Consider the following 19,328-nt stretch of genomic DNA (forward strand, 5'->3'; position numbering starts at 1 on the left):
GCCTGCGGGTCATTCCAGATTCCATGCGCTCCCGGACAGTGCCGCGGCGCCTCGGGGCGCAAGGCCTGCGCGGCGCCTCTTTCCCTCGCTTTCGTCTTCTTCGCGTTCCCTTTTTCTATGCAAACCCGTTGGCCGCCCTATGCGTGGGTGTGTTTTTCCATGTGCGTGGGTGTCATGGGCACGGCCCTGGCCAGCCCGCTGTACCCGCTGTACCAGCAGGCCTGGGGGCTGCAGCCCAGCCACATCACGCAGATCTTCGTGGCGTACATGTTCGGCGCGCTGGCCAGCCTGCTGTTCCTGGGCCGGCTGACCGACCGCTTCGGCTTTGTCGCCGTGCTGCGCGCCGGGCTGATCCTGATGACGCTGGGCGTGCTGGCCTCCACCGTGGCCTGGAACGTGCCCAGCTTTGCGCTGGGCCGCGTGGTGATCGGCGTGGCTTCGGGGCTGATCACCACCTCGGCCTCGGTGGGCATGACCCGGCTCAACAACCGGGGCGACCTGCAGCGTGCCGCGGCCACGACCAGCCTGACCATTGCCTTCGGCTTCGGGCTGGGCCCCGTGGTGGGCGGGCTGATCGCGCAGTGGCTGCCCTGGCCGCTGGTCACGGCCTATATCCCCTCGCTGGGGCTGGGCCTGCTGGCCATCTATGCGCTGTACCAGGTGCGCATTGCCGAGCCGGCGGAGCTGGCCTCCACCCAGGCACGTGCGCTGCACTGGCGTGATTTCATGCCCACCATCACCCTGCCCGAGCGCCGCTTTGCGCGCCACTACGCGCTGGGCGGCATGTGTGCGTTCTGCGCCTTCGGCATGTTCAGCCTGTTTGCATCGCTGGCGCCCAGCTTCATGCAGCGCATGGTGCCCTGGCATGGGCCGGCCGTTTCGGGCCTGTCCATCGGCGTGATCCTGTTCCTCTCGGCGGGCTTCCAGTACCTGGCGCGCCCGCGCCCGACCAAGGGCTCGGCCATTCTGGGCTTTGCCTGCCTGGTGGCCTGCAACCTCCTGCTGCTGGTCAACAGCTTTGCGGGCTCGGCCTTGCTGTTCGCGCTCAGCGTGATCGCCACGGCGGCGGGCCACGGCCTGTGCAACCTGGCGGGCATGTCCATCGTCAACAAGGTCTCGACACCGGCCACGCGCACGGGCCTGCTGTCCACCTACCTGGTGGTCGGCTACCTGGGCACCATCGTGCCCATCCTGGGCCTGGGCTGGCTTTCGGACCACATCGGCATCACCGAGGCCCTGGTCGCCTACTGCATCGTCATGGGCGTGCTGGCCGGCTGGCTGTGCTGGATGTGCACGCGCACGCCCACGCTGCCCATGCCCAAGCACTAGGACCTGTTCACGCCCAAGCGCAGGCTGTTCAGCGAAAGTGCGGCCCCGGCCCGTCCTTGGCCAGGCAATCGCCGCCATTGCGCAGCGGGCAGACCTTGAGGGACAGGCAGCCGCAGCCAATGCAGCCGTCGATCTGGTCGCGCAGCTGGGTCAGCCCCTGGATGCGCGCATCCAGCGCATGGCGCCAGCGCGCGGACAGCGCGCTCCAGTCGGCCTGCGTGGGTGTGCGGCCGCTGGGCAGCTCCTGCAGCGCCTCGGCGATCTCGGCCAGCGGCACGCCCATGCGCTGGGCCACCCTGATGACGGCCACGCGCCGCAGCACGGCACGCGCATAGCGGCGCTGGTTGCCGGGCGTGCGCAGGCTCTCGATCAGTCCCTGGCGCTCGTAGAAATGCAGGGCCGAGACGGAGATGCCACTGCGCCGGGCCACTTCGCCCACGGAGAGGATGGCCGGCCCGTCATGGTCGGACGCGGTGACACCGGCAGAAGACAGATTCATGGCAGCAGAAAATAGGCGCAGGAAAAATAGGTCCAAGCAGGCCTGCATTTGACCTCAACTTTGGTTGAGGTTTCACACTGGCAAGCCTCACCGGTCCAGCCGGCGCACTTTCGGACTCCAGGCCCACCATGCAACACGACGCACTTCCAGCCGCCTCGGCACAGCCCGCCGCTTCCACGGCCCCGCAACTGCACCATCTGCAGCCCGCCGGCCTCTACGACGCCACGCCCAACGGCTACACCCATGTGGTCACCGTGCACGGGCCGGCGCAATGGGCCTTCGTCTCGGGCCAGGGCGGCGAGAACCAGGCGGGCGACTTGCCCGACAGCTTCGCGGCCCAGGCGCAGCAGGCCCTGTCCAACCTCAAGCTGGCGCTGCAGGCGGCGGGCGCGGACATGGGCCAGGTGGTCAAGCTGACCCTGCTCATCGTGGACCACTCGGAGGCCCGCTTCAACGACTGGCAGGCCGCCGTGCGCCTGCATTGGGGAGATGGTTCCCCCGGCGATGGCGCCCCCAGCAATACCCTGCCGCGCTTTCCGGCCTGCACCCTGATCCCCGTGCCCCGGCTGGCCCTGCCCGGCATGCTGATCGAGGTCGATGCCGTGGCCGCACTGCCCGCCACCGCCCAGCCGGCGCGACCGCCGCTGTGGGTCTGAGCCATCCGCTTGCCACCCATCAGCAGATACCACAGGCATTCGTCCGATGAACAGATCCTCCCCGGCCCCCGCCCTGCCCTCGCCGCCCATGCAGGCCACCGCCGCGCCCGTGCTGCCCCAGAGCACCCTGCTGCTCATGGCCACGGCCTGCGGCCTGTGCGCGGGCGCCAACTACTTCAACCAGCCGCTGCTGCACTCCATCGCCATCGACCTGGGCATCAGCGAGGCGCGTGCCTCGCTGACGGTGACCATGGCCCAGGTCTCCTATGCGCTGGGACTGCTGCTGCTCGTGCCGCTGGGCGACATGCTGGAACGCCGCCGCCTGGTGCTGGGCCTGATGCTGCTGGCCGCGCTGGGCATGCTGGCCAGCGGCATGGCGCACAGCTTTGCGCTGCTGGCGGCGGGCACGCTGATGACGGGGCTGTTCTCGGTCGCGGCCCAGGTGCTGGTGCCCATGGCGGCCAGCTTTGCGGCGCCCGGCGCCAGCGGGCGCGCCGTGGGCCTGGTCATGAGCGGGCTGCTGATCGGCATCCTGGCCTCGCGCAGCGTGGCCGGCGTGCTCTCGGACCTGGGCGGCTGGAATGCCGTGTACTGGGTCGGTGCCCTGGCCACGGCCGGCGTGGCCCTGCTGCTGCGGCGCGCGCTGCCGCTGGCGCAGCCGGCCCAGCGCATCGGCTATGGCGCGGTGATGCGCTCCCTGCTCACGCTGGCGCGCGAGCAGCCGCGCCTGCGCAGCCGGGCGCTGATCGGCGGCATGGGCTTTGCCACGGTGAGCGTGCTGTTCTCCACCATGGCGCTGCTGCTGGCCGGGCCGGGCTACGGGTTCGGCGATGCGCAGATCGGCCTCATTGGCCTGGTCGGCGTGGCCGGCGCCCTCATGGCCAACATGGCCGGCCGGCTGGCCGACCGGGGGCTGGAGCAGCGCACCACGCTGGCCGGCGGCCTGCTCATGCTGGCGGGCTGGGGGGCGCTGTGGCTGGGCGGCACCAGCCTGTGGTGGTTCCTGGCGGGGCTGCTCATCGTCGATGCTGCGCTGCAGGCCCTGCACATCAGCAACCAGAACGTGATCTACGCGCTGGCGCCTTCGGCGCGATCGCGCATCAATGCGGTCTACATGACGGGGTACTTCATCGGCGCCTCGCTGGGCTCGGCCGTGGGCTCGACGGTGTGGCTGCACTGGGGATGGACGGGTGCCAGCGTTGCAGGCCTGGCCCTGAGCCTGTGCACGCTGGCCGTGGTCGCTTGGGACAGAAGCCTGGCGCGCCAGGCCAAGGCACGGGCGTAGGGCATCGCACCAACCTGCGGCACGGCGGCGCAGGAATGCACCGCAAGCGTGCCGCATTCCGCCCCGCGCATGGCAGCGCACGCACCAATCCGATGCGCCAGCGCACCAGCAGGGCGCAGCCGCCACTGCACCGGATTGGCACGCTAAATGCATGACGGAAGGCCGTTACCACCCACACGCCCTGTACCGTCCGCCCCGCCCATGTCCGCAGCGCTACCGATCACCGCCGTGCCCACGTCCGCCTCGGGCTGGCAGGCCATGCTGGAGCTGCGCTTCGGGCACCGCGCCGGCCAGGGCAGCGTGCTTTCCCACGCACGCCACAGCGGCCCGCTGCGCGTGCAAAAACCGCTGCACCCTGAAGGCCCCGGCATCTGCCATGCCGTGCTGCTGCACCCGCCCGGCGGCGTGGCTGGCGGCGACCAGTTGCAGATCGATGTGACCGTGGAGCCCGGCGCCCACGCCCTGCTGACCACGCCAGGCGCCACGCGCTGGTACAAGTCCCAGGGCCGCCCGGCCGCGCAGCGCGTGCGGCTGCGCGTGGAAGAAGGCGCCATCCTGGAATGGCTGCCGCAGGAAAACATGCTGTTTGCCGGTGCCGACGCCACCATGGCGCTGGACCTGGAGCTTGCGCCGGGCGCGCGCGCCATCGGCTGGGACGCCACGGTGCTGGGCCGCTATGGCGCAGGCGAGCACTGGAACCATGCCGACGCACCGCCTGCGCGGCTACAGCTTCACAACCGGCTGACCCATGCGGGCCTGCCACTGTGGCTGGAACAGGGCGAGCTGCACTGCGGCCATGCCCTGCTGTCCAGCCCTGTTGCCTGGGCAGGCTTGCCCATACAGGCCAGCCTCTGGGCCGTGGCCCCGGAACCCCTGGCGGCCATGGAGCCATTGAGCGAGCAACTGGCCGCCAGCCTGCCCTGGAGCGACGAAGTGCGCGCCGGCGCCAGCCTGCTGGCCGGCCAGGGCGGCGCGCCCTCGGTGCTGCTGCTGCGCGTGCTTGCCCGCCGCATGGAGGCGGCACGGGCCGTGCTGCATGAAGGCTGGCGCCTGCTGCGCCCCGCACTGCTGGACATGCCTGCCCGCCCTCCCCGCCTCTGGGCCACCTGATCAACGGAGACTCATCCATGGAACTCACCCCGCGTGAAAAAGACAAGCTGCTGCTGTTCACCGCAGCCCTGGTGGCCGAGCGGCGCAAGGCGCGCGGCCTGAAGCTCAACTACCCCGAGGCCGTGGCGCTGATCAGCGCTGCCGTGCTGGAGTGGGCGCGCGACGGCAAGACCGTGGCCGAGCTCATGCACCTGGGCACCACGGTGCTGACGCGCGCCGATGTGATTGAGGGCATTCCAGAAATGATCCCGGACATCCAGGTCGAAGCCACTTTCCCGGACGGCACCAAGCTGGTCACCGTTCATCATCCAATAGTTTGACCCCCTGAGCGGCTACGCCGCTTCCCCCAAGGGGGACGGCGCCATCGCTGCGGGGCGGCGCGGCCAGCTTAGGCCCTTGCTGGGCACCCCCAACCAGCCCGCTGCATCCGCTTGTGCCGTGGGCAGATCCAGTCTCGATAGCGATCAAGGAGATCTCCATGTTCAGATTCCGCAACACTTTCAACTACCTGCTCGCCCCGGCCCTGCTGGCCGCCGCCACGGCTGCCAGCGCCCATACGGGGGCCGGCGCCCACCTGCATGCCGGCGACGGCGCCATGCAGGCCCTGATGGCCGGGCTGTCCCATCCCATTGCGGGCCTGGACCATCTGCTGGCCATGGTGGCGCTGGGCCTGTGGTGCGGGCTGATGCTCAAGCGCCAGTGGCTGCCGCCCGTGGCCTTTGCCGCATGCATGGCGCTGGGCCTGGCGCTGACGCAGACCCCGCTGGAGCTGCCGGCCGTCGAGCCCATGGTGGCCGCCTCGCTGCTGGCCTTCGGCCTGCTGCTGGTGGCTCAGCGCCGCCTGCCCGTGGCCCTGGCCATGGTGCTGGCCGGCGCCTTCGCGCTGTTCCACGGATACGCGCATGGCGAGGTCTTCCCCCACGCGCTGCCCGCAGCCGTGTTCTGGGCCTACATGGCGGGCATGGTCGCCACCACGCTGGTGCTGCATGCGCTGGGCGTGGCCTTTGGCCGGGCCATGCGCGGCGGCACGGCATCGGCCTGGGCCGCACGCCTGGCCGGCGTGGCCGCCATGGGCTATGGCGCAGCAGCCCTGGCAGGCTGAGCGCGGGAGCCGCACATGACCGAGCGCATCACCCCCGGCGAGCTGCTCGCCGAGCCCGGCGAGATCCTGCTGAACGCAGGCCGGCCCGTGCAGACCCTCACGGTCACCAACACCGGCGACCGGCCCGTGCAGGTGGGCTCGCACTTTCATTTCTTCGAGGTCAACGAGGCCCTGCACTTCGACCGCGCCGCCGCACGCGGCTGGCGGCTGAACATCGCGGCCGGCACGGCCGTGCGCTTCGAGCCGGGCCAGGAACGCACGGTGGAACTGGTGGAAATCTCCGGCGACCGCATCATCTATGGCTTCAACGCCAAGGTGATGGGCAGGCTTTGAAGTACCCCCTGAGCGGCTACGCCGCTTCCCCCTCTCTCGCTTCGCGGGAGGGGGACGACACCCTCGGTGCGGGGCGGCCCTTCCTCGGTGTCCCCGGGTTGGACCACGCCGGTTTTAAGTACAACGAGCAACGCATAGCGTCGTAGACAACAGAAAGGGAATGCTATGGCAAGCATCACGCGCCAGGCCTATGCCGAGATGTTCGGCCCCACCGTGGGCGACCGCCTGCGGCTGGCCGACACGGCCCTGGTCATCGAGATCGAGAAGGACCACACGATCTACGGCGAAGAGGTCAAGTTCGGCGGCGGCAAGGTCATCCGCGACGGCATGGGCCAGAGCCAGCGCATGGCCGCCGACTGCGCCGACACCGTCATCACCAATGCCGTGATCATCGACCACTGGGGCATCGTCAAGGCCGACATCGCCATCAAGAACGGGCTGATCGCAGGCATAGGCAAGGCCGGCAACCCGGACATGCAGCCGGGCGTGACCATCGTCATCGGCCCCGGCACGGAAATCATTGCGGGCGAGGGCGTGATCGTCACGGCCGGCGGCATCGACACGCACATCCACTTCATCTGCCCGCAGCAGATCGACGAGGCGCTGACCAGCGGCGTGACCACCATGATCGGCGGCGGCACGGGCCCGGCCACGGGCACCTTCGCCACCACGGTCACGCCCGGCCCCTGGCACATGGAGCGCATGCTGCAGGCCGTGGACGGCTACCCCATGAACATCGGCCTGCTGGGCAAGGGCAACGCCAGCCAGGCCGCGCCGCTGCGCGAGCAGATCGCGGCAGGCGCCATCGGCCTGAAGCTGCACGAGGACTGGGGATCGACGCCCGCCGCCATCGACTGCTGCCTGGGCGTGGCTGACGAGACCGACACCCAGGTCGCCATCCACACCGACACGCTCAACGAGGGCGGCTTCGTCGAGGCCACGGTGGCCGCCTTCAAGGGTCGCACCATCCACACCTACCACACCGAAGGCGCGGGCGGCGGCCACGCGCCCGACATCATCAAGGTCTGCGGCGAGGCCAACGTGCTGCCCTCGTCCACCAACCCCACGCGGCCCTACACGGTGAACACGCTGGACGAGCACCTGGACATGCTCATGGTCTGCCACCACCTGGACGCCTCGATTGCCGAGGACATCGCCTTCGCCGAAAGCCGCATCCGCCGCGAGACCATCGCCGCCGAGGACGTGCTGCACGATCTGGGCGCCTTCTCCATGATCTCCAGCGACAGCCAGGCCATGGGCCGCGTGGGCGAGGTCGTGCTGCGCACCTGGCAGACCGCGCACAAGATGAAGGTCCAGCGCGGCAGCCTGCCGGGCGACAAAGCGCGCCACGACAACTTCCGTGTCAAGCGCTACGTGGCCAAGTACACCATCAACCCCGCACGCACGCATGGCATCGCCCATGTCGTGGGCTCGGTCGAGGTCGGCAAGCTGGCCGACCTGGTGCTGTGGCGGCCTGCGTTCTTCGGCGTCAAGCCCAGCCTCATCCTCAAGGGTGGCAGCATCGCCAGCGCCGCCATGGGCGACCCCAACGCCAGCATCCCCACGCCCCAGCCCGTGCACTACCGCCCCATGTTCGCGGGCCAGGGCAGCGGCGTGGCGGCGGCCAGCCTCACCTTCATCTCGCAGGCCGCCCAGCAGGCCGGCGTGGCCGACCGCTACGGCCTGCGCAAGCGCACCGTGGCCGTGGAAAACTGCCGCAGCGTCAGCAAGCGCGACATGGTGCACAACGACTGGCAGCCCGACATCAGCGTCGATCCCGAGACCTACCAGGTCGTGGCCGACGGCCAGCTGCTGACCTGCGAGCCCGCCACCGAGCTGCCGATGGCGCAGCGGTATTTTCTTTTTTAAGGGGGAGCAATGGGGTCAGCGGGGCAAGGGCGCACTGTGCTCACGTATCCAGAGGGCGAACCCGGCCTCGTCCAGTTCGCCTGCGGCCAAGGCCACCATGGTCAGCACACAGGACTCGTCACCCGCCGTCAATTCCCAGCCATTGAGATGGAGAAACAGCTCGGTCGCCACAAAGGCTGTGCGTTTATTGCCATCCGCAAAGGGATGGTTGCGCGCGATGCCAAAGCCATAGCTGGCTGCCAGCTCGGCCGCATCAGGCGCCCCATAAGCGGCCAGATGGCGTGGCCTGGCCAGGGCGGATGCCAGCAACCCGGCATCACGCACGCCCGCCGGGCCACCATGCTCGGTCAGTTGCTCTTCGTGAACAGCCAGCATGACGGCCTCGCTGAGCCAGACCCAAACCTGCATGTTCCCGGTCATTTCGCCAGCTCACGCAAAACACCACGCCGCTTTTTCATGATCAGGCGCGCTGCATCCATCTGCTGCCCGAAGTCCTCGTCATACGGAGAAAGCTTGATGCCACCGTCGGCAACCTCGGTCAGATACACCGTGTCGCCTTTGCCCAGGTTCAGCTTCGCCAGAATCTCCTTGGGCAGGATCAAGCCCACGGAATTGCCGACCTGGGTGAGTTTGAGAGTGGTCATGATGGAATCTCCAGGGAAGTCATTGACCTCGCAATGTTATAACGAACGTTAATACGAAACAATTCATGCTCACCGTCAACAAACACATGCCCCAGGGCGGCGGCCTTGCCGCCGTGCTGGTCAGGCGCGCCGCCACGCTGGAACTGGACTGGGACATGCGCCAGAAGAGCCGCTTTGCGGCCATCGACTCCACGGGGCGCGAGCTGGCCGTGGTGCTGGCGCGCGGCAGCGTGCTGCGCGGCGGCGATGTGCTGGTGGCAGAGGATGGCAGCCTGGTCGCCGTGCGCGCCGCGCCCCAGGCGGTGTTGCGCGTGACGGCGGCCACGCCGCTGGGCCTGCTGCGTGCGGCCTACCACCTGGGCAACCGGCATATCCCGGTGGAGGTCACCCCCACGCACCTGCACCTGGAAAACGACCCCGTGCTGCACGACATGCTGCTGCGCCTGGGCGCGCAGGTGGCCCTGGTGGATGCGCCCTTCGAGCCCGAGGCCGGCGCCTATGGCGGCGGCCACCGCCACGGCCATGACGCCAGCTTTGCCGAAGACCAGGCGCTGGCGCAGAGCGTGTATGCGCTGCATGACCATGGGCACGCACACGGCCATTCCCACGAACATTCACACGATCATTCCCACGGGCATGAACATGGCCACGACCACAGCCATGACCATGATCACAAAGGCTGCTGCGGACACGGGCACGGCCACGACCATCCGCATGGCTGACCTGTCGATACAGGGGCTGTGCGCCCTGCTGCACCTGGCATCGCCCCAGCTGCCCGTGGGCGGCTTCAGCTATTCGCAGGGGCTGGAGGCCGCCATCGAGCACGGCCTGGTCACGGATGCCGGCACGGCGCGCACCTGGATTGCCGATGCGCTGGCCCACGGCTTTGCACGCTGCGAGGCGCCGCTGTGGCTGCTGCTGCGCCGGGCCTGGAGCGAAGGCGACGAAGGGGCAGTGCACGAATGGAACCAATGGTTCATTGCCAGCCGCGACAGCCGCGAGGCCCGTGCCGAGACGCTGCAGATGGGCTGGTCGCTGCACAGCCTGCTGCGCTCCGTGCCCTGGGGCGGCGAGGCCTTTGCGCCCCGCATCGCACAACTGGGCGCCCTTGTGGACACCCCTGGCCTGGCCTATCCCACGGCCTTTGCCTGCGCCTGCGCCGCCGTGGATGCCGACGAGGACCATGCCCTGCTGGCCTATGGCTTTGCCTGGCTGGAGAACCAGGTGGCCGCCGCCATCAAGGCCGTGCCACTGGGCCAGGTGGCGGGCCAGAGCCTGCTGCTGGCCCTGCATCCGCTGCTGGAGCAGGCCGTGGGCGAGGCACGCCGCCGCGCCAGCGAGGCGCCGCCCCGGCTGGACACCATGCTGCCCCAATGGAGCGTGCTGCAGGCGCGGCACGAACACCAGTACTCCCGGCTCTTCCGGTCCTGATCACTCACCCCAAGTCCACCATGAACACCCGCACCAAGAAACTCCCCCCGCTGCGCGTCGGCATCGGCGGCCCGGTCGGCTCCGGCAAGACCACGCTGCTGGAGATGCTGTGCAAGGCCATGCGCGCCCACTACGACCTGGTGGTCATCACCAACGACATCTACACCAAGGAAGACCAGCGCCTGCTGACGGTGGCCGAGGCCCTGCCGCCCGAGCGCATCATGGGCGTGGAGACCGGCGGCTGCCCGCACACGGCCATCCGCGAGGACGCCTCCATCAACCTCGAGGCCGTGGACCGCATGCTGCGCCAGTTCCCCGAGGCGGACATCGTCTTCATCGAAAGCGGCGGCGACAACCTGGCCGCCACCTTCAGCCCCGAGCTGTCGGACCTGACCATCTACGTGATCGACGTGGCCGGCGGCGAGAAGATTCCGCGCAAGGGCGGCCCCGGCATCACCAAGAGCGATCTGCTGGTGGTCAACAAGACCGACCTGGCGCCCTACGTGGGCGCCAACCTGTCCATCATGGAAGCCGACACGCAGCGCATGCGCGCCCACAAGCCCTATGTGATGGGCAGCGTGAAAAGCGGCAAGGGCCTGCGCGAGGTGATCGACTTCATCACCGAGCGCGGCCTGCTACCGCCCATGCCCGCTCAGGCCTGAAGTCGGCCGCGCACGGCCTTCAGCGCTGCGGCGTGCCGCTGGTGGCCTTGGCCTTGGGCAGGGTGGCCGCGCTGCTGGAAGACACCAGCGGGTGGCCGGTGGAGGTGGCCGCGCCATCGGTCTGGCGCCAGGCCGAGGGCTTGGGCGCCACCATGGGCTGGGGCGCGGCGGCAGGCGCCCGGCTGCGGTTCCAGGCCGGCAGCAGCACGCGGCGCACAAAGCCCATGTCCAGCGCCAGCCACAGCAGCACCGGGCACAGCGTGGGCACCATCAGCCCGCCCATCTGGTAGGCGTAGACGATGGCCTCCAGCTGCCATGTCTGTATGCCCAGCACGTTGAGGTCAAGCCGCGCCGCAAGGCACAGCTGCATCAGCACCTGCGAGACCACGCTGAAGGTCTGCAAGGGCAGCAGCGCCACATAGCCCACCAGGATGCGCCACCACCGGCCCGGCCCCCAGGCCGCCAGCAGCATGGCCACCAGCACGGGCAGGCCGTAGCCGTAGCGGGCGGGATCGACCTCGACAATGGCCTCGGCGCGGCGCCAGCCGGTCTGCTCGTTGGAGACCTGGACCGAGGAATTGACGACCAGGTTGCGGGGCGTCTCCAGGTCCACGCGCTGCACCCAGCCGTTGGCGGCGTTCTCCAGCACCCACTTGCTCATGCCGGACACCGGCACGGCCAGCCAGCCGGCCGCCAGCGTCCAGGCCAGGGTCAGCACCACGATGCCGCCCATGGCCAGGGCCGCGAAGCGCGAGATGGGATTGCGTCCGATCATGGCCTGCTCCTCAGGCGGCCACGGCGGCGGAAGCTGCAGCGGCAGGCGGCAGCGGCGGCTGGCCGCCGTCATCGTGCGACGGCGCCTTGCGGCCGCTCCAGCGCACCCACAGCAGCCAGAACACCAGCACGTCCAGCATGATCAGCGCCTGCCAGAGGTACTCATGCGCGAAGTTGAAGGCCGTGGTGCTCCACTGGCCCAGGTAGAACAGGCTGATGACGCGCAGCACGTTGATGGCCTGCACGGCCACGAAGCCGGCCAGCAGGCCCACCAGCTTCTGGCGCCATGACGAGGGGAAGGCCATCACGGCGGCAAACAGCACGATGTAGGCCTCCAGGCCGTTGCAGCCGGCCTCGATGGAGACGCCGAAGCCCGTGGCCGTGTTCCACAGCACCTTGCCCGTGGCCGAGGCCGTGCTGTCGAACCAGGTCACCAGCGAGGCGCAGATGTGCGCCAGGAAGGCCGTCCAGGGCAGCACGATGTGCTGCTGCACCCAACTGAGCAGGTTCAGCCCGAACATCGTCAGCTGGATGGCCAGAAAGATCAGAAAGAAACGCAGCATGGCAGGTCTTGGAGTGTTGGTTGCCGGGCTTGCGACCTGGCGGTTGCGAAACAGTGTCCCTCTATAGGCTCGCATTATCTTCGGACCGCTCAAAGACGACAAAGGCCGGTGCGTGAATCACGCCACCGGCCCTTGTCGTCACGGGCGCATCACCGACGCTCGCGCCTGCGCATGGTCCCCAGCGCCATCAGCGCCAGCAGGGACGACATCAGCATCAGGCCCCACTGCGACAGCGTGGGAATGCTGGCCGTGCCGCCCGGCCCCGGCTTGAGCGGCGTGGTGGTCGTGCTCTTGTCGTTGTCGGGATTGCCGTCACCGGGCACCGAGACCGTTGCCGAGTTGACCAGCGGGCGGGCGCCCTTGTAGGGCTTGTCCAGCTTGGTCTCCAGCGTGAAGACGGCCGTGCCGCCCTGGGCCAGCTGCGGCACGCTGCAGGTCACGGTGCGCGTGCCGCTGGCATAGCTGCAGCCTGCCGAGGCCGAGACGAACTCCAGCCCGGCGGGCAACACGTCGGTCACCGAGCCGCCCGCGGGCGACTGCGGATCGCGGCCGTAGTTGGTGACGGTCAGCGTGTAGCTGGCCGTGTCGCCATCGTCCAGCGGGCCGGCGGGGCCCTGCTTGCCGATCCCCAGGTCCACGGCATTGCCCTGGCGGCTGGTGGAGGTCCGGTCGGTGGTGGTGTTGTTGACGATCACATCGCCGCCATTGCTCAGCCATTCCGTCTCGAAGGGCTTGACCGAGGCCTCGTGGTAGATGGTGCCGCCCGATGCCTTGTCGGGCAGGGTCTGTGCACGCATCTTGAACTTGATGGTCATGCTCTGGCCCGGCGCCAGCGAGGGGATGGTGCACTGCAGAGGCCCGCTGGTCGCGTTCAGCGCCGGCTGCACGCCGCACCAGGATGCGGAGGCGCCGGGAATGCCGGCCAGCGCCAGGCCGTTCTGGTAGCTGAAGGTGGCCGTGGAGCCCGATGCGGGGAACTTGTCGGTCACGACCACCTGGGTGGCGTAGGAGGGGCCGGAGTTGGTCACCGTGATGGTGTATTCGGTGTCCTCACCCAGCACCAGGCCGTCCGCCGTGTGGCGCATGCTGATGTTCACATCCAGCTCGGCACGCTTGAGCCGGGCCTTGGCCTCGGCCTGGTTGTTGGCCTTGGTCAGTTCCTCGGTGGCGGTGTCCACGGCGACCGTGTTGAGGATCTCCGTGTCAGCCGCCAGATCGCCGCGCGAGCGCATCTTGTAGGTCACGGTGTACTGCGCGCCTGTGGGCAGCGGATTGGCCCAGGCGCACTCCAGCGTTCCGCCCTGCACGCCATCGGTGGCAGCCGGAGTGCAGGTGCCGCCGCCGGAGACCGTGGGCGTGCCGATGAAGATGGCGTCTGCAGGCAGCACGTCCTTGAGCGTGACATTGGCGGCCGACGAGGGGCCGTAGTTGGGCACCGTGACCGTATAGGTCAGCGGCTCTCCCGCAGCGGCCACCTTGGGCGAGACCTGCTTTTGCGCTGCGATTTCCGCGATGGCCTGCACGGTGATGCTGGCCGTCGAGGAATCGTTGCCGGGATCGGCGTCATGGATTTCCAGGGACTGGGCCGAGGCCGCGTTGGCATAGGTGCCGGTGGTGGCGCGCTTGGGACGGATCTTGACCTCGATCACCACCTCGGCCTCCGGGGCCATGGAGGAGATGTCGCAGGTCAGATCGCGCGTCTCGCTGTTGACGCCGCCCGAAGGAGTGCCGCAGCTGGCGTTGGCCCCGGAGACGATGCGGCTGGAGACAAAACCGCCGCCCGGGTAGGTGTACGGCACGGGGTTGCCGGCCTCGTCCACCGGGTTGCCGCCCACGATGCGCACGCCGTCGGTCTGCTTGACCAGGGACTGCAGCGCGTCGCGCACGCGGACATTCGTCACCGTCGTGCTGGCCGAGTGGTTCTTCACCACCAGCTGGTAGGTGACCTCCTCACCGCTCTTGATGGCAGCCGGCGGCACGGGGCTGACCACGCTCTTGACGATGCCCACATCCACCTTGTCGGCAGACACGGTGACGGTCGCGGAGGTGGTGGCCGATGCATTGTCCCGGCCGATCACGCCAGCGGAGGCGTTATTGGTGAAGTCCAGATGGCCCGAAGCCAGCGTGACCTTGGCCCTGACCTTGATCTGGCGGCTGGCGCCCACGGCCAGGCCCGCGGTCGAGGTGCAGCTCGGGGTGGTGCAGGTCCATTCCCCCGCGCCGGTGCCCGCACCGGACATGCTGACGATGGCCATGCGGCCGTCTGCGGGGTTGTCGGTCACGGTGATCTGCTGATTCGGCAGCACGGGCATGGGGCCGGTGTTGGTCACCGTGATCGTGTACTCGAACTCCTGGCCTGCCAGCACCGGGCGGCCAGGGCCTGCCTTGGCCAGCCTCAGCCGCGCATCGTTGCTGAAGTCCACGGCCGCGCTGGCCGTGTTGTTGGTCGTATTGGGCTCGTTGAGGCCGGGTGCCACCCCGATCACGCCCTGGTTCACCAGCTGCGTGCCGGGTGTCCCGCCCGCAGCCACGACGGCCTTGAAGCGGATGGCCTGCATGTTGGCGTAGCCGGCCACCGGGTACTCGCCCGCGTGGGTGCAGGTGACGGTGCCGCTGTTGTGGCCGCAGAGCCAGGGCGCCGTGCTGCCGTCGAAGCCCGTGAAGGTCACACCGGCCGGCAGGGTGTCGGTGACGGTGAGATCGCGCGGCACGAGGGAGCCGCCTTCGCGGCGCGGCTGCAGCGTGTAGGTGACCTCGGTCGCCTGCAGCGCATCCAGCACCGTGGGCGCCACCTGCTTGCGCAGCGAGACATCCACGAACTCGCTGCCGCTGGAGACCACGGCGGCGCTGGCGGTGTTGTTGCCGGACTGGCCGTCGGGCATCTCCGTGCTGGCGTCCTTGTAGCCCTTGACGCTGGCAGCGCCGGCAATGGTGCCGCTCATGTTGGCGATGGCCGGCACGGTGATGGCTGGCAGCACGGCGCCTGGCAGCACCGGGCCGCCGCGCGTGCAGCTGAGCTCGCCCGAGATCAGCGGATAGCCCGAGGCCGGCGTGCAGCTCCAGCCGCTGCCTGAGGGCACGCCCGTGACCACGGCGCCGTTGGGCACGGGGAAACGCACCACGGTACGGCCACCGGCGGGGACCTCGGACGGGCCCTTGTTCTGCACGTCGATGACGTACTGGAAGGCGCCGCCGTTGGCGACGCTGGCGGGAGCCGCTATCGCGATGGCCAGATCGGCGGCCTCGGTGGTGGTGAAGTTGCGGTCCAGCTGCGTGTTGTTCTGGTCGTTGTCGTAGTCGGGCGAGGCCATGCGCGCGCTGGCCACGGCGCGCCAGTTGGTGCCGACGGTCGGCAGGATGACCTCGAAGCCCACGGACTTGAAGCCATCGGCGGGCGCCAGGTTGCCGATGTTGCAGACCAGCGTGTTGTTGCCTGCGGTGAGCACCGTGCCGGCAGCCGGTGCCGTGCAGGTGATGCCGCCCGGGCTGCTGCTGTAGCTCTGGAACACGGCGCCCACGGGCAGCACCTCGGTCAGGGTGACGCCTACGGCGTCGGGACCGATGTTGTTGTGCCTGACCTTGGCCACATAGGTGAAGGTGCCGCCGGCAGGCCCTGCCGATGCGTCCTGTCCGTCATAGAGACCATCCTGGTTGACCAGGATGTCGGTATCGGCCGGCGCCGCCACGGCAGCCGCTGTTGCCAGCAAGCCGCCGGACAGCAGCGCACGCGCCAGCCAGCCCTTTCTCGTGAAAGCCATACAAACCTCTCTTTTGCTTCGTTGACAGCGCCGAATGCCGCAGGCACTGACGCACGGGTTGCCCGGCTGGAACAGCTCTGTCAAAAAGCCGACAACCGGACGCACCAAAGGGAGGCATGATGGTTCTTTATTACCAAAAGTAAATATGATCTGGAATTTTTGACAAAAGTGAGTATTTAGAAGAATTTGTGAGTTTTCCGTGAGTCCACCGACGACTACCGGTTTTCCTCACGGATTGCAGACGTGAAAAAGCCGGTGGCAGCTTGGCTGGCACCGGCTTGGAAGGCTTGTCTGCCGTGCGCTGGCACGACAGTGAGCAGGCACTGAGGCCTATGGAATGCGCCTGGGCGATCCTTGTGAGGAACTCACGCGAGAAGAGCGTTCACGCGCTTGACGTAGGCGGCCGGGTCCTCGGGCATGCCGCCTTCGGCCAGCACGGCCTGGTCGAAAAGGATGTTGGCCAGGTCATGGAAATGCACCGATCCGTCCAGCTTCTTGACCAGCGGATGCTCGGGGTTGACCTCCAGCACGGGGCGGGCGTCCGGCGCCTGCTGGCCGGCCTGCTTGAGCAGGCGCGCCAGCTGCAGGCTCATGCCGCCGTCCTGCACCACCAGGCAGGCCGGCGAGTCGACCAGACGCGTGGACACGCGCACGTCCTCGGCCTTGTCCTTGAGCGCCTCCTTGAGCTTGGCCAGCAGGGGCTTGAAGGCTTCGGCCGCTTCCTCGGCGGCCTTCTTTTCCTCTTCGTCCTGCAGCTTGCCCAGGTCCACGGCGCCCTTGGCCACGGACTGCAGCGGCGTGCCGTCGAAGTCGGTCAGGTAGCCCATGGCCCATTCGTCCACGCGGTCGGCCATCAGCAGCACTTCGATGCCCTTCTTGCGGAAGACTTCGAGCTGCGGGCTGTTGCGCGCTGCCGTCAGGGAGTCGGCCGTGATGTAGTAGATCGCGTCCTGGCCTTCCTTCATGCGGGCCTTGTAGTCGGCCAGCGAGACCATGGCGTCTTCCTGGCTGGTGGAGGCAAAGCGCAGCAGCTTGGCGATGCGTTCCTTGTTGGCGAAGTCCTCGCCCAGGCCTTCCTTGAGCACGGCGCCGAACTCGGCGTAGAACTGGCTGTACTTGCCTTCCTTGGCCTTGTCCTCTTCGCTGACCACGTCGGTGACGCCGTCCGTGCCTTCGCCGGCCTCGTGGCGATCGTGCTTGGCCAGGTCTTCCAGCATGGACAGCACGCGCTTGGTGGAGCCGTCGCGGATCAGGCGCACGTCGCGGCTTTCCTGCAGCAGCTCGCGGCTGACGTTCAGCGGCAGGTCGGCCGAGTCGATCACGCCCTTGACGAAGCGCAGGTAGCCGGGCATCAGCGCCTCGGCGTCATCCATGATGAAGACGCGCTTGACGTAGAGCTTGACGCCGGCCTTCTTGTCGCGGTTGTAGAGATCGAACGGTGCCTTGGCCGGAATGAACAGCAGCTGCGTGTACTCGGTGTTGCCCTCCACGCGGTTGTGGCTCCAGGTCAGCGGGTTCTCGAAGTCGTGGCTGATGGCCTTGTAGAAGTCCTGGTACTGCTCGGCCGTGATGTCCTTCTTGGGACGCGTCCACAGCGCGCTGGCCTTGTTGATGGTCTCCCACTCGCCGGTCTTGACCATGGCGCCGGGCTGGTCGTTCTCGCCGTCCTTCCATTCCTCCTTCTCCATGAGGATGGGCAGGCTGATGTGGTCGGAGTACTTGCCGATGACCTGCTTGATCTTCCAGGCATTGAGGAACTCCTCGGCCTCGGGGCGCAGGTGCAGCGTGATGCTGGTGCCGCGCTGGGGGCGCTCGATCTGCTCGACCTCGAACTCGCCCGTGCCGCCGCTGGTCCAGCGCACGCCTTCGGAGGCCGGCAGGCCCGCGCGGCGTGTTTCCACGGTGATCTTGTCGGCCACGATGTAGCCCGAGTAAAAGCCCACGCCGAACTGGCCGATCAGTTGCGAGTCCGACTTCTGGTCGCCCGACAGCTTTTCCATGAAGGCCTTGGTGCCGCTCTTGGCGATGGTGCCCAGGTTGTCGATGGCTTCCTGCTCGCTCATGCCGATGCCGGTGTCGGCAATGGTCAGCGTCTTGGCGGCGGCGTCGAAGGACACGCGCACTTCCAGGTTGGGCTGGTCTTCATACAGCGCGGCGTTGTTCAGCGCCTCGAAGCGCAGCTTGTCGCAGGCGTCCGATGCGTTGGAGACCAGCTCGCGCAGGAAGATCTCGGGGTTGGAATACAGCGAATGCGTGACCAGGTGCAGCAGCTGTGCAACTTCGGCCTGAAAAGAATGGGTTTGCTTGCTCATGCAGACAGTGTCCTATGTCCTATGGGTTCACAACAGGGAAAAAATCAGCCCTCATCTCGGGTCGGCGGATGCAATTTCAAGAGCCCGCCGCCCCTGTGGCGACGCAGGCTCTGGACGATTGTTCACTTTCTTGCCCTCTCGGCAGGCCAGGCGCAGCGCTATAACTGCGCCACTTTCCGCCATTCGGCGGGCAGTGCGCGCAGGGCCCGGGCGCAGCGGCGGGCCTGTTTCAGGAGATTTCCCATGCACAGCTCTGTTCAAAAATGGTCCGCAGAATTCCTCGGAACCCTGTGGCTGACCCTGGGCGGCTGCGGTGCGGCCGTGCTGGCCGCCGCCTTCCCGCAGGTGGGCATCGGCCTGGTCGGCGTCTCGCTGGCCTTCGGCCTGACGGTGGTCACCGGCGCCTATGCCTTCGGTCCCATCTCGGGCGGGCACTTCAACCCTGCCGTCTCCGTGGGCCTGGCCATGGGCGGGCGCTTTGCCTGGAGCGAGCTGCCGGGCTACGTCGTGTCCCAGGTGCTGGGCGCCATCACGGGCGCAGGCATTCTCTACGTGATCGCCACGGGCAAGGCCGGTGCCGACATCGGCGGCTTTGCCACCAACGGCTTCGGCACGCACTCGCCGGGCGGCTACGGCATGACGGCTGCCCTGGTCACCGAGGTGGTGATGACGGCCTTCTTCATCCTGGTCATCCTGGGCGCCACGGCCAAGCGCGCGGCAGCCGGCTTTGGCGGGCTGGCCATCGGCCTGTGCCTGACGCTGATCCACCTGATCTCGATTCCCGTGACCAACACCTCGGTCAATCCCGCGCGCAGCACGGGCCCGGCCCTGTTCGGTCCCGAGATCGCCGTCTCGCAACTGTGGCTGTTCTGGGTGGCCCCCATCGTGGGCGCGCTGATCGGCGCCGTGATCTACAAGGCCCTGCTGTCCAATCCGGCCGACGAGTAAGGCCAGGCATGGGCGCAGCAGGCGCCCCGCAGCAAACCCCGGCGGCTGGCGAC

The 19,328-nt window shown here is 68.2% G+C and carries 19 protein-coding genes; 12 read left to right on the forward strand and 7 right to left on the reverse strand.

What is annotated here, in order from left to right; translation table 11 throughout:
* The first annotated feature begins 159 nt into the window (after positions 1 to 159).
* Positions 160 to 1,329, forward strand: coding sequence for an MFS transporter (locus U6958_RS30440; RefSeq protein ID WP_016446561.1), 1,170 nt, complete (start codon positions 160 to 162; stop codon positions 1,327 to 1,329).
* Positions 1,330 to 1,357: 28 nt separating this feature from the next.
* Here the strand turns inward: U6958_RS30440 and soxR are convergent, their stop codons facing one another.
* Positions 1,358 to 1,828, reverse strand: coding sequence for a redox-sensitive transcriptional activator SoxR (gene soxR / locus U6958_RS30445; protein ID WP_074920925.1), 471 nt, complete (start codon positions 1,826 to 1,828; stop codon positions 1,358 to 1,360).
* Positions 1,829 to 1,956: 128 nt separating this feature from the next.
* Here soxR and U6958_RS30450 point away from each other — a divergent pair, with 128 nt between their 5' ends.
* The 7 genes from U6958_RS30450 (at position 1,957) to ureC (ending at position 8,183) form a co-directional block, all read left to right on the forward strand.
* Positions 1,957 to 2,484, forward strand: coding sequence for a RidA family protein (locus tag U6958_RS30450; RefSeq protein WP_074920623.1), 528 nt, complete (start codon positions 1,957 to 1,959; stop codon positions 2,482 to 2,484).
* A gap of 46 nt (positions 2,485 to 2,530) precedes the next feature.
* A complete protein-coding gene (locus U6958_RS30455; protein ID WP_074920626.1) occupies positions 2,531 to 3,769 on the forward strand; it encodes an MFS transporter in 1,239 nt (412 codons plus the stop codon).
* Positions 3,770 to 3,970: 201 nt separating this feature from the next.
* Positions 3,971 to 4,879 carry an urease accessory protein UreD gene (locus U6958_RS30460; protein ID WP_047218479.1) on the forward strand — a complete coding sequence of 303 codons (909 nt, stop codon included), beginning with the start codon at positions 3,971 to 3,973 and terminating at the stop codon, positions 4,877 to 4,879.
* Positions 4,880 to 4,896: 17 nt separating this feature from the next.
* Positions 4,897 to 5,199 (forward strand): urease subunit gamma, encoded by a 303-nt coding sequence (locus U6958_RS30465; RefSeq protein ID WP_074920629.1) that lies wholly within the window; start codon positions 4,897 to 4,899, stop codon positions 5,197 to 5,199.
* A gap of 158 nt (positions 5,200 to 5,357) precedes the next feature.
* Positions 5,358 to 5,981 (forward strand): HupE/UreJ family protein, encoded by a 624-nt coding sequence (locus U6958_RS30470; RefSeq protein ID WP_047326256.1) that lies wholly within the window; start codon positions 5,358 to 5,360, stop codon positions 5,979 to 5,981.
* 27 nt (positions 5,982 to 6,008) lie between these two features.
* Positions 6,009 to 6,314, forward strand: coding sequence for an urease subunit beta (locus U6958_RS30475; RefSeq protein WP_198818700.1), 306 nt, complete (start codon positions 6,009 to 6,011; stop codon positions 6,312 to 6,314).
* 165 nt (positions 6,315 to 6,479) lie between these two features.
* The gene (gene ureC / locus U6958_RS30480) at positions 6,480 to 8,183 is read left to right on the forward strand and encodes an urease subunit alpha (protein ID WP_074920632.1); all 1,704 of its coding nucleotides are present in this window, start codon (positions 6,480 to 6,482) and stop codon (positions 8,181 to 8,183) included.
* Positions 8,184 to 8,198: 15 nt separating this feature from the next.
* Here the strand turns inward: ureC and U6958_RS30485 are convergent, their stop codons facing one another.
* Both U6958_RS30485 and U6958_RS30490 read right to left on the reverse strand, forming a co-directional pair.
* The gene (locus U6958_RS30485; protein ID WP_034366858.1) at positions 8,199 to 8,603 is read right to left on the reverse strand and encodes a type II toxin-antitoxin system death-on-curing family toxin; all 405 of its coding nucleotides are present in this window, start codon (positions 8,601 to 8,603) and stop codon (positions 8,199 to 8,201) included.
* Positions 8,600 to 8,827, reverse strand: a complete 228-nt coding sequence (locus U6958_RS30490; protein WP_016446570.1) for an AbrB/MazE/SpoVT family DNA-binding domain-containing protein — start codon at positions 8,825 to 8,827, stop codon at positions 8,600 to 8,602. Before U6958_RS30490 ends, U6958_RS30485 begins: the two co-directional genes overlap by 4 nt.
* Before the next feature lie 65 nt (positions 8,828 to 8,892).
* On the opposite strand from U6958_RS30490, the gene ureE reads away from it, so the two are divergent.
* From ureE to ureG, 3 genes are read left to right on the forward strand one after another with little or no spacing between them, the layout of a single operon-like run.
* On the forward strand, positions 8,893 to 9,549 hold the full coding sequence (ureE, locus tag U6958_RS30495; RefSeq protein WP_016446571.1) for an urease accessory protein UreE: 657 nt from the start codon (positions 8,893 to 8,895) through the stop codon (positions 9,547 to 9,549).
* Positions 9,542 to 10,258, forward strand: a complete 717-nt coding sequence (locus U6958_RS30500) for an urease accessory protein UreF (RefSeq protein ID WP_043789353.1) — start codon at positions 9,542 to 9,544, stop codon at positions 10,256 to 10,258. Before ureE ends, U6958_RS30500 begins: the two co-directional genes overlap by 8 nt.
* Positions 10,259 to 10,278: 20 nt before the next feature.
* Positions 10,279 to 10,920: an urease accessory protein UreG gene (gene ureG / locus U6958_RS30505; protein WP_016446573.1), complete on the forward strand. Its 642-nt coding sequence runs from the start codon at positions 10,279 to 10,281 to the stop codon at positions 10,918 to 10,920.
* 19 nt (positions 10,921 to 10,939) lie between these two features.
* Here ureG and U6958_RS30510 read toward each other — a convergent pair whose 3' ends face one another.
* The 4 genes from U6958_RS30510 to htpG form a co-directional block, all read right to left on the reverse strand.
* Positions 10,940 to 11,695, reverse strand: a complete 756-nt coding sequence (locus U6958_RS30510; protein ID WP_012203109.1) for an exosortase H-associated membrane protein — start codon at positions 11,693 to 11,695, stop codon at positions 10,940 to 10,942.
* Between the two features lie 10 nt (positions 11,696 to 11,705).
* Positions 11,706 to 12,257 (reverse strand): exosortase H, encoded by a 552-nt coding sequence (gene xrtH, locus U6958_RS30515; protein WP_034366861.1) that lies wholly within the window; start codon positions 12,255 to 12,257, stop codon positions 11,706 to 11,708.
* A 149-nt stretch (positions 12,258 to 12,406) separates the two neighbouring features.
* Complete coding sequence (locus U6958_RS30520; protein ID WP_074920634.1) at positions 12,407 to 16,015, reverse strand: IPTL-CTERM sorting domain-containing protein; 3,609 nt, start codon at positions 16,013 to 16,015, stop codon at positions 12,407 to 12,409.
* A gap of 365 nt (positions 16,016 to 16,380) precedes the next feature.
* The gene (gene htpG, locus U6958_RS30525; RefSeq protein WP_016446577.1) at positions 16,381 to 18,327 is read right to left on the reverse strand and encodes a molecular chaperone HtpG; all 1,947 of its coding nucleotides are present in this window, start codon (positions 18,325 to 18,327) and stop codon (positions 16,381 to 16,383) included.
* Positions 18,328 to 18,570: 243 nt separating this feature from the next.
* Here htpG and aqpZ point away from each other — a divergent pair, with 243 nt between their 5' ends.
* Positions 18,571 to 19,275, forward strand: a complete 705-nt coding sequence (gene aqpZ, locus U6958_RS30530) for an aquaporin Z (RefSeq protein ID WP_016446578.1) — start codon at positions 18,571 to 18,573, stop codon at positions 19,273 to 19,275.
* Positions 19,276 to 19,328 lie beyond the last annotated feature (53 nt).

The sequence above is a fragment of the Delftia lacustris genome (genome assembly GCF_040267515.1).
In the GTDB taxonomy this organism is placed as follows: Bacteria; Pseudomonadota; Gammaproteobacteria; order Burkholderiales; family Burkholderiaceae_C; genus Comamonas; species Comamonas tsuruhatensis.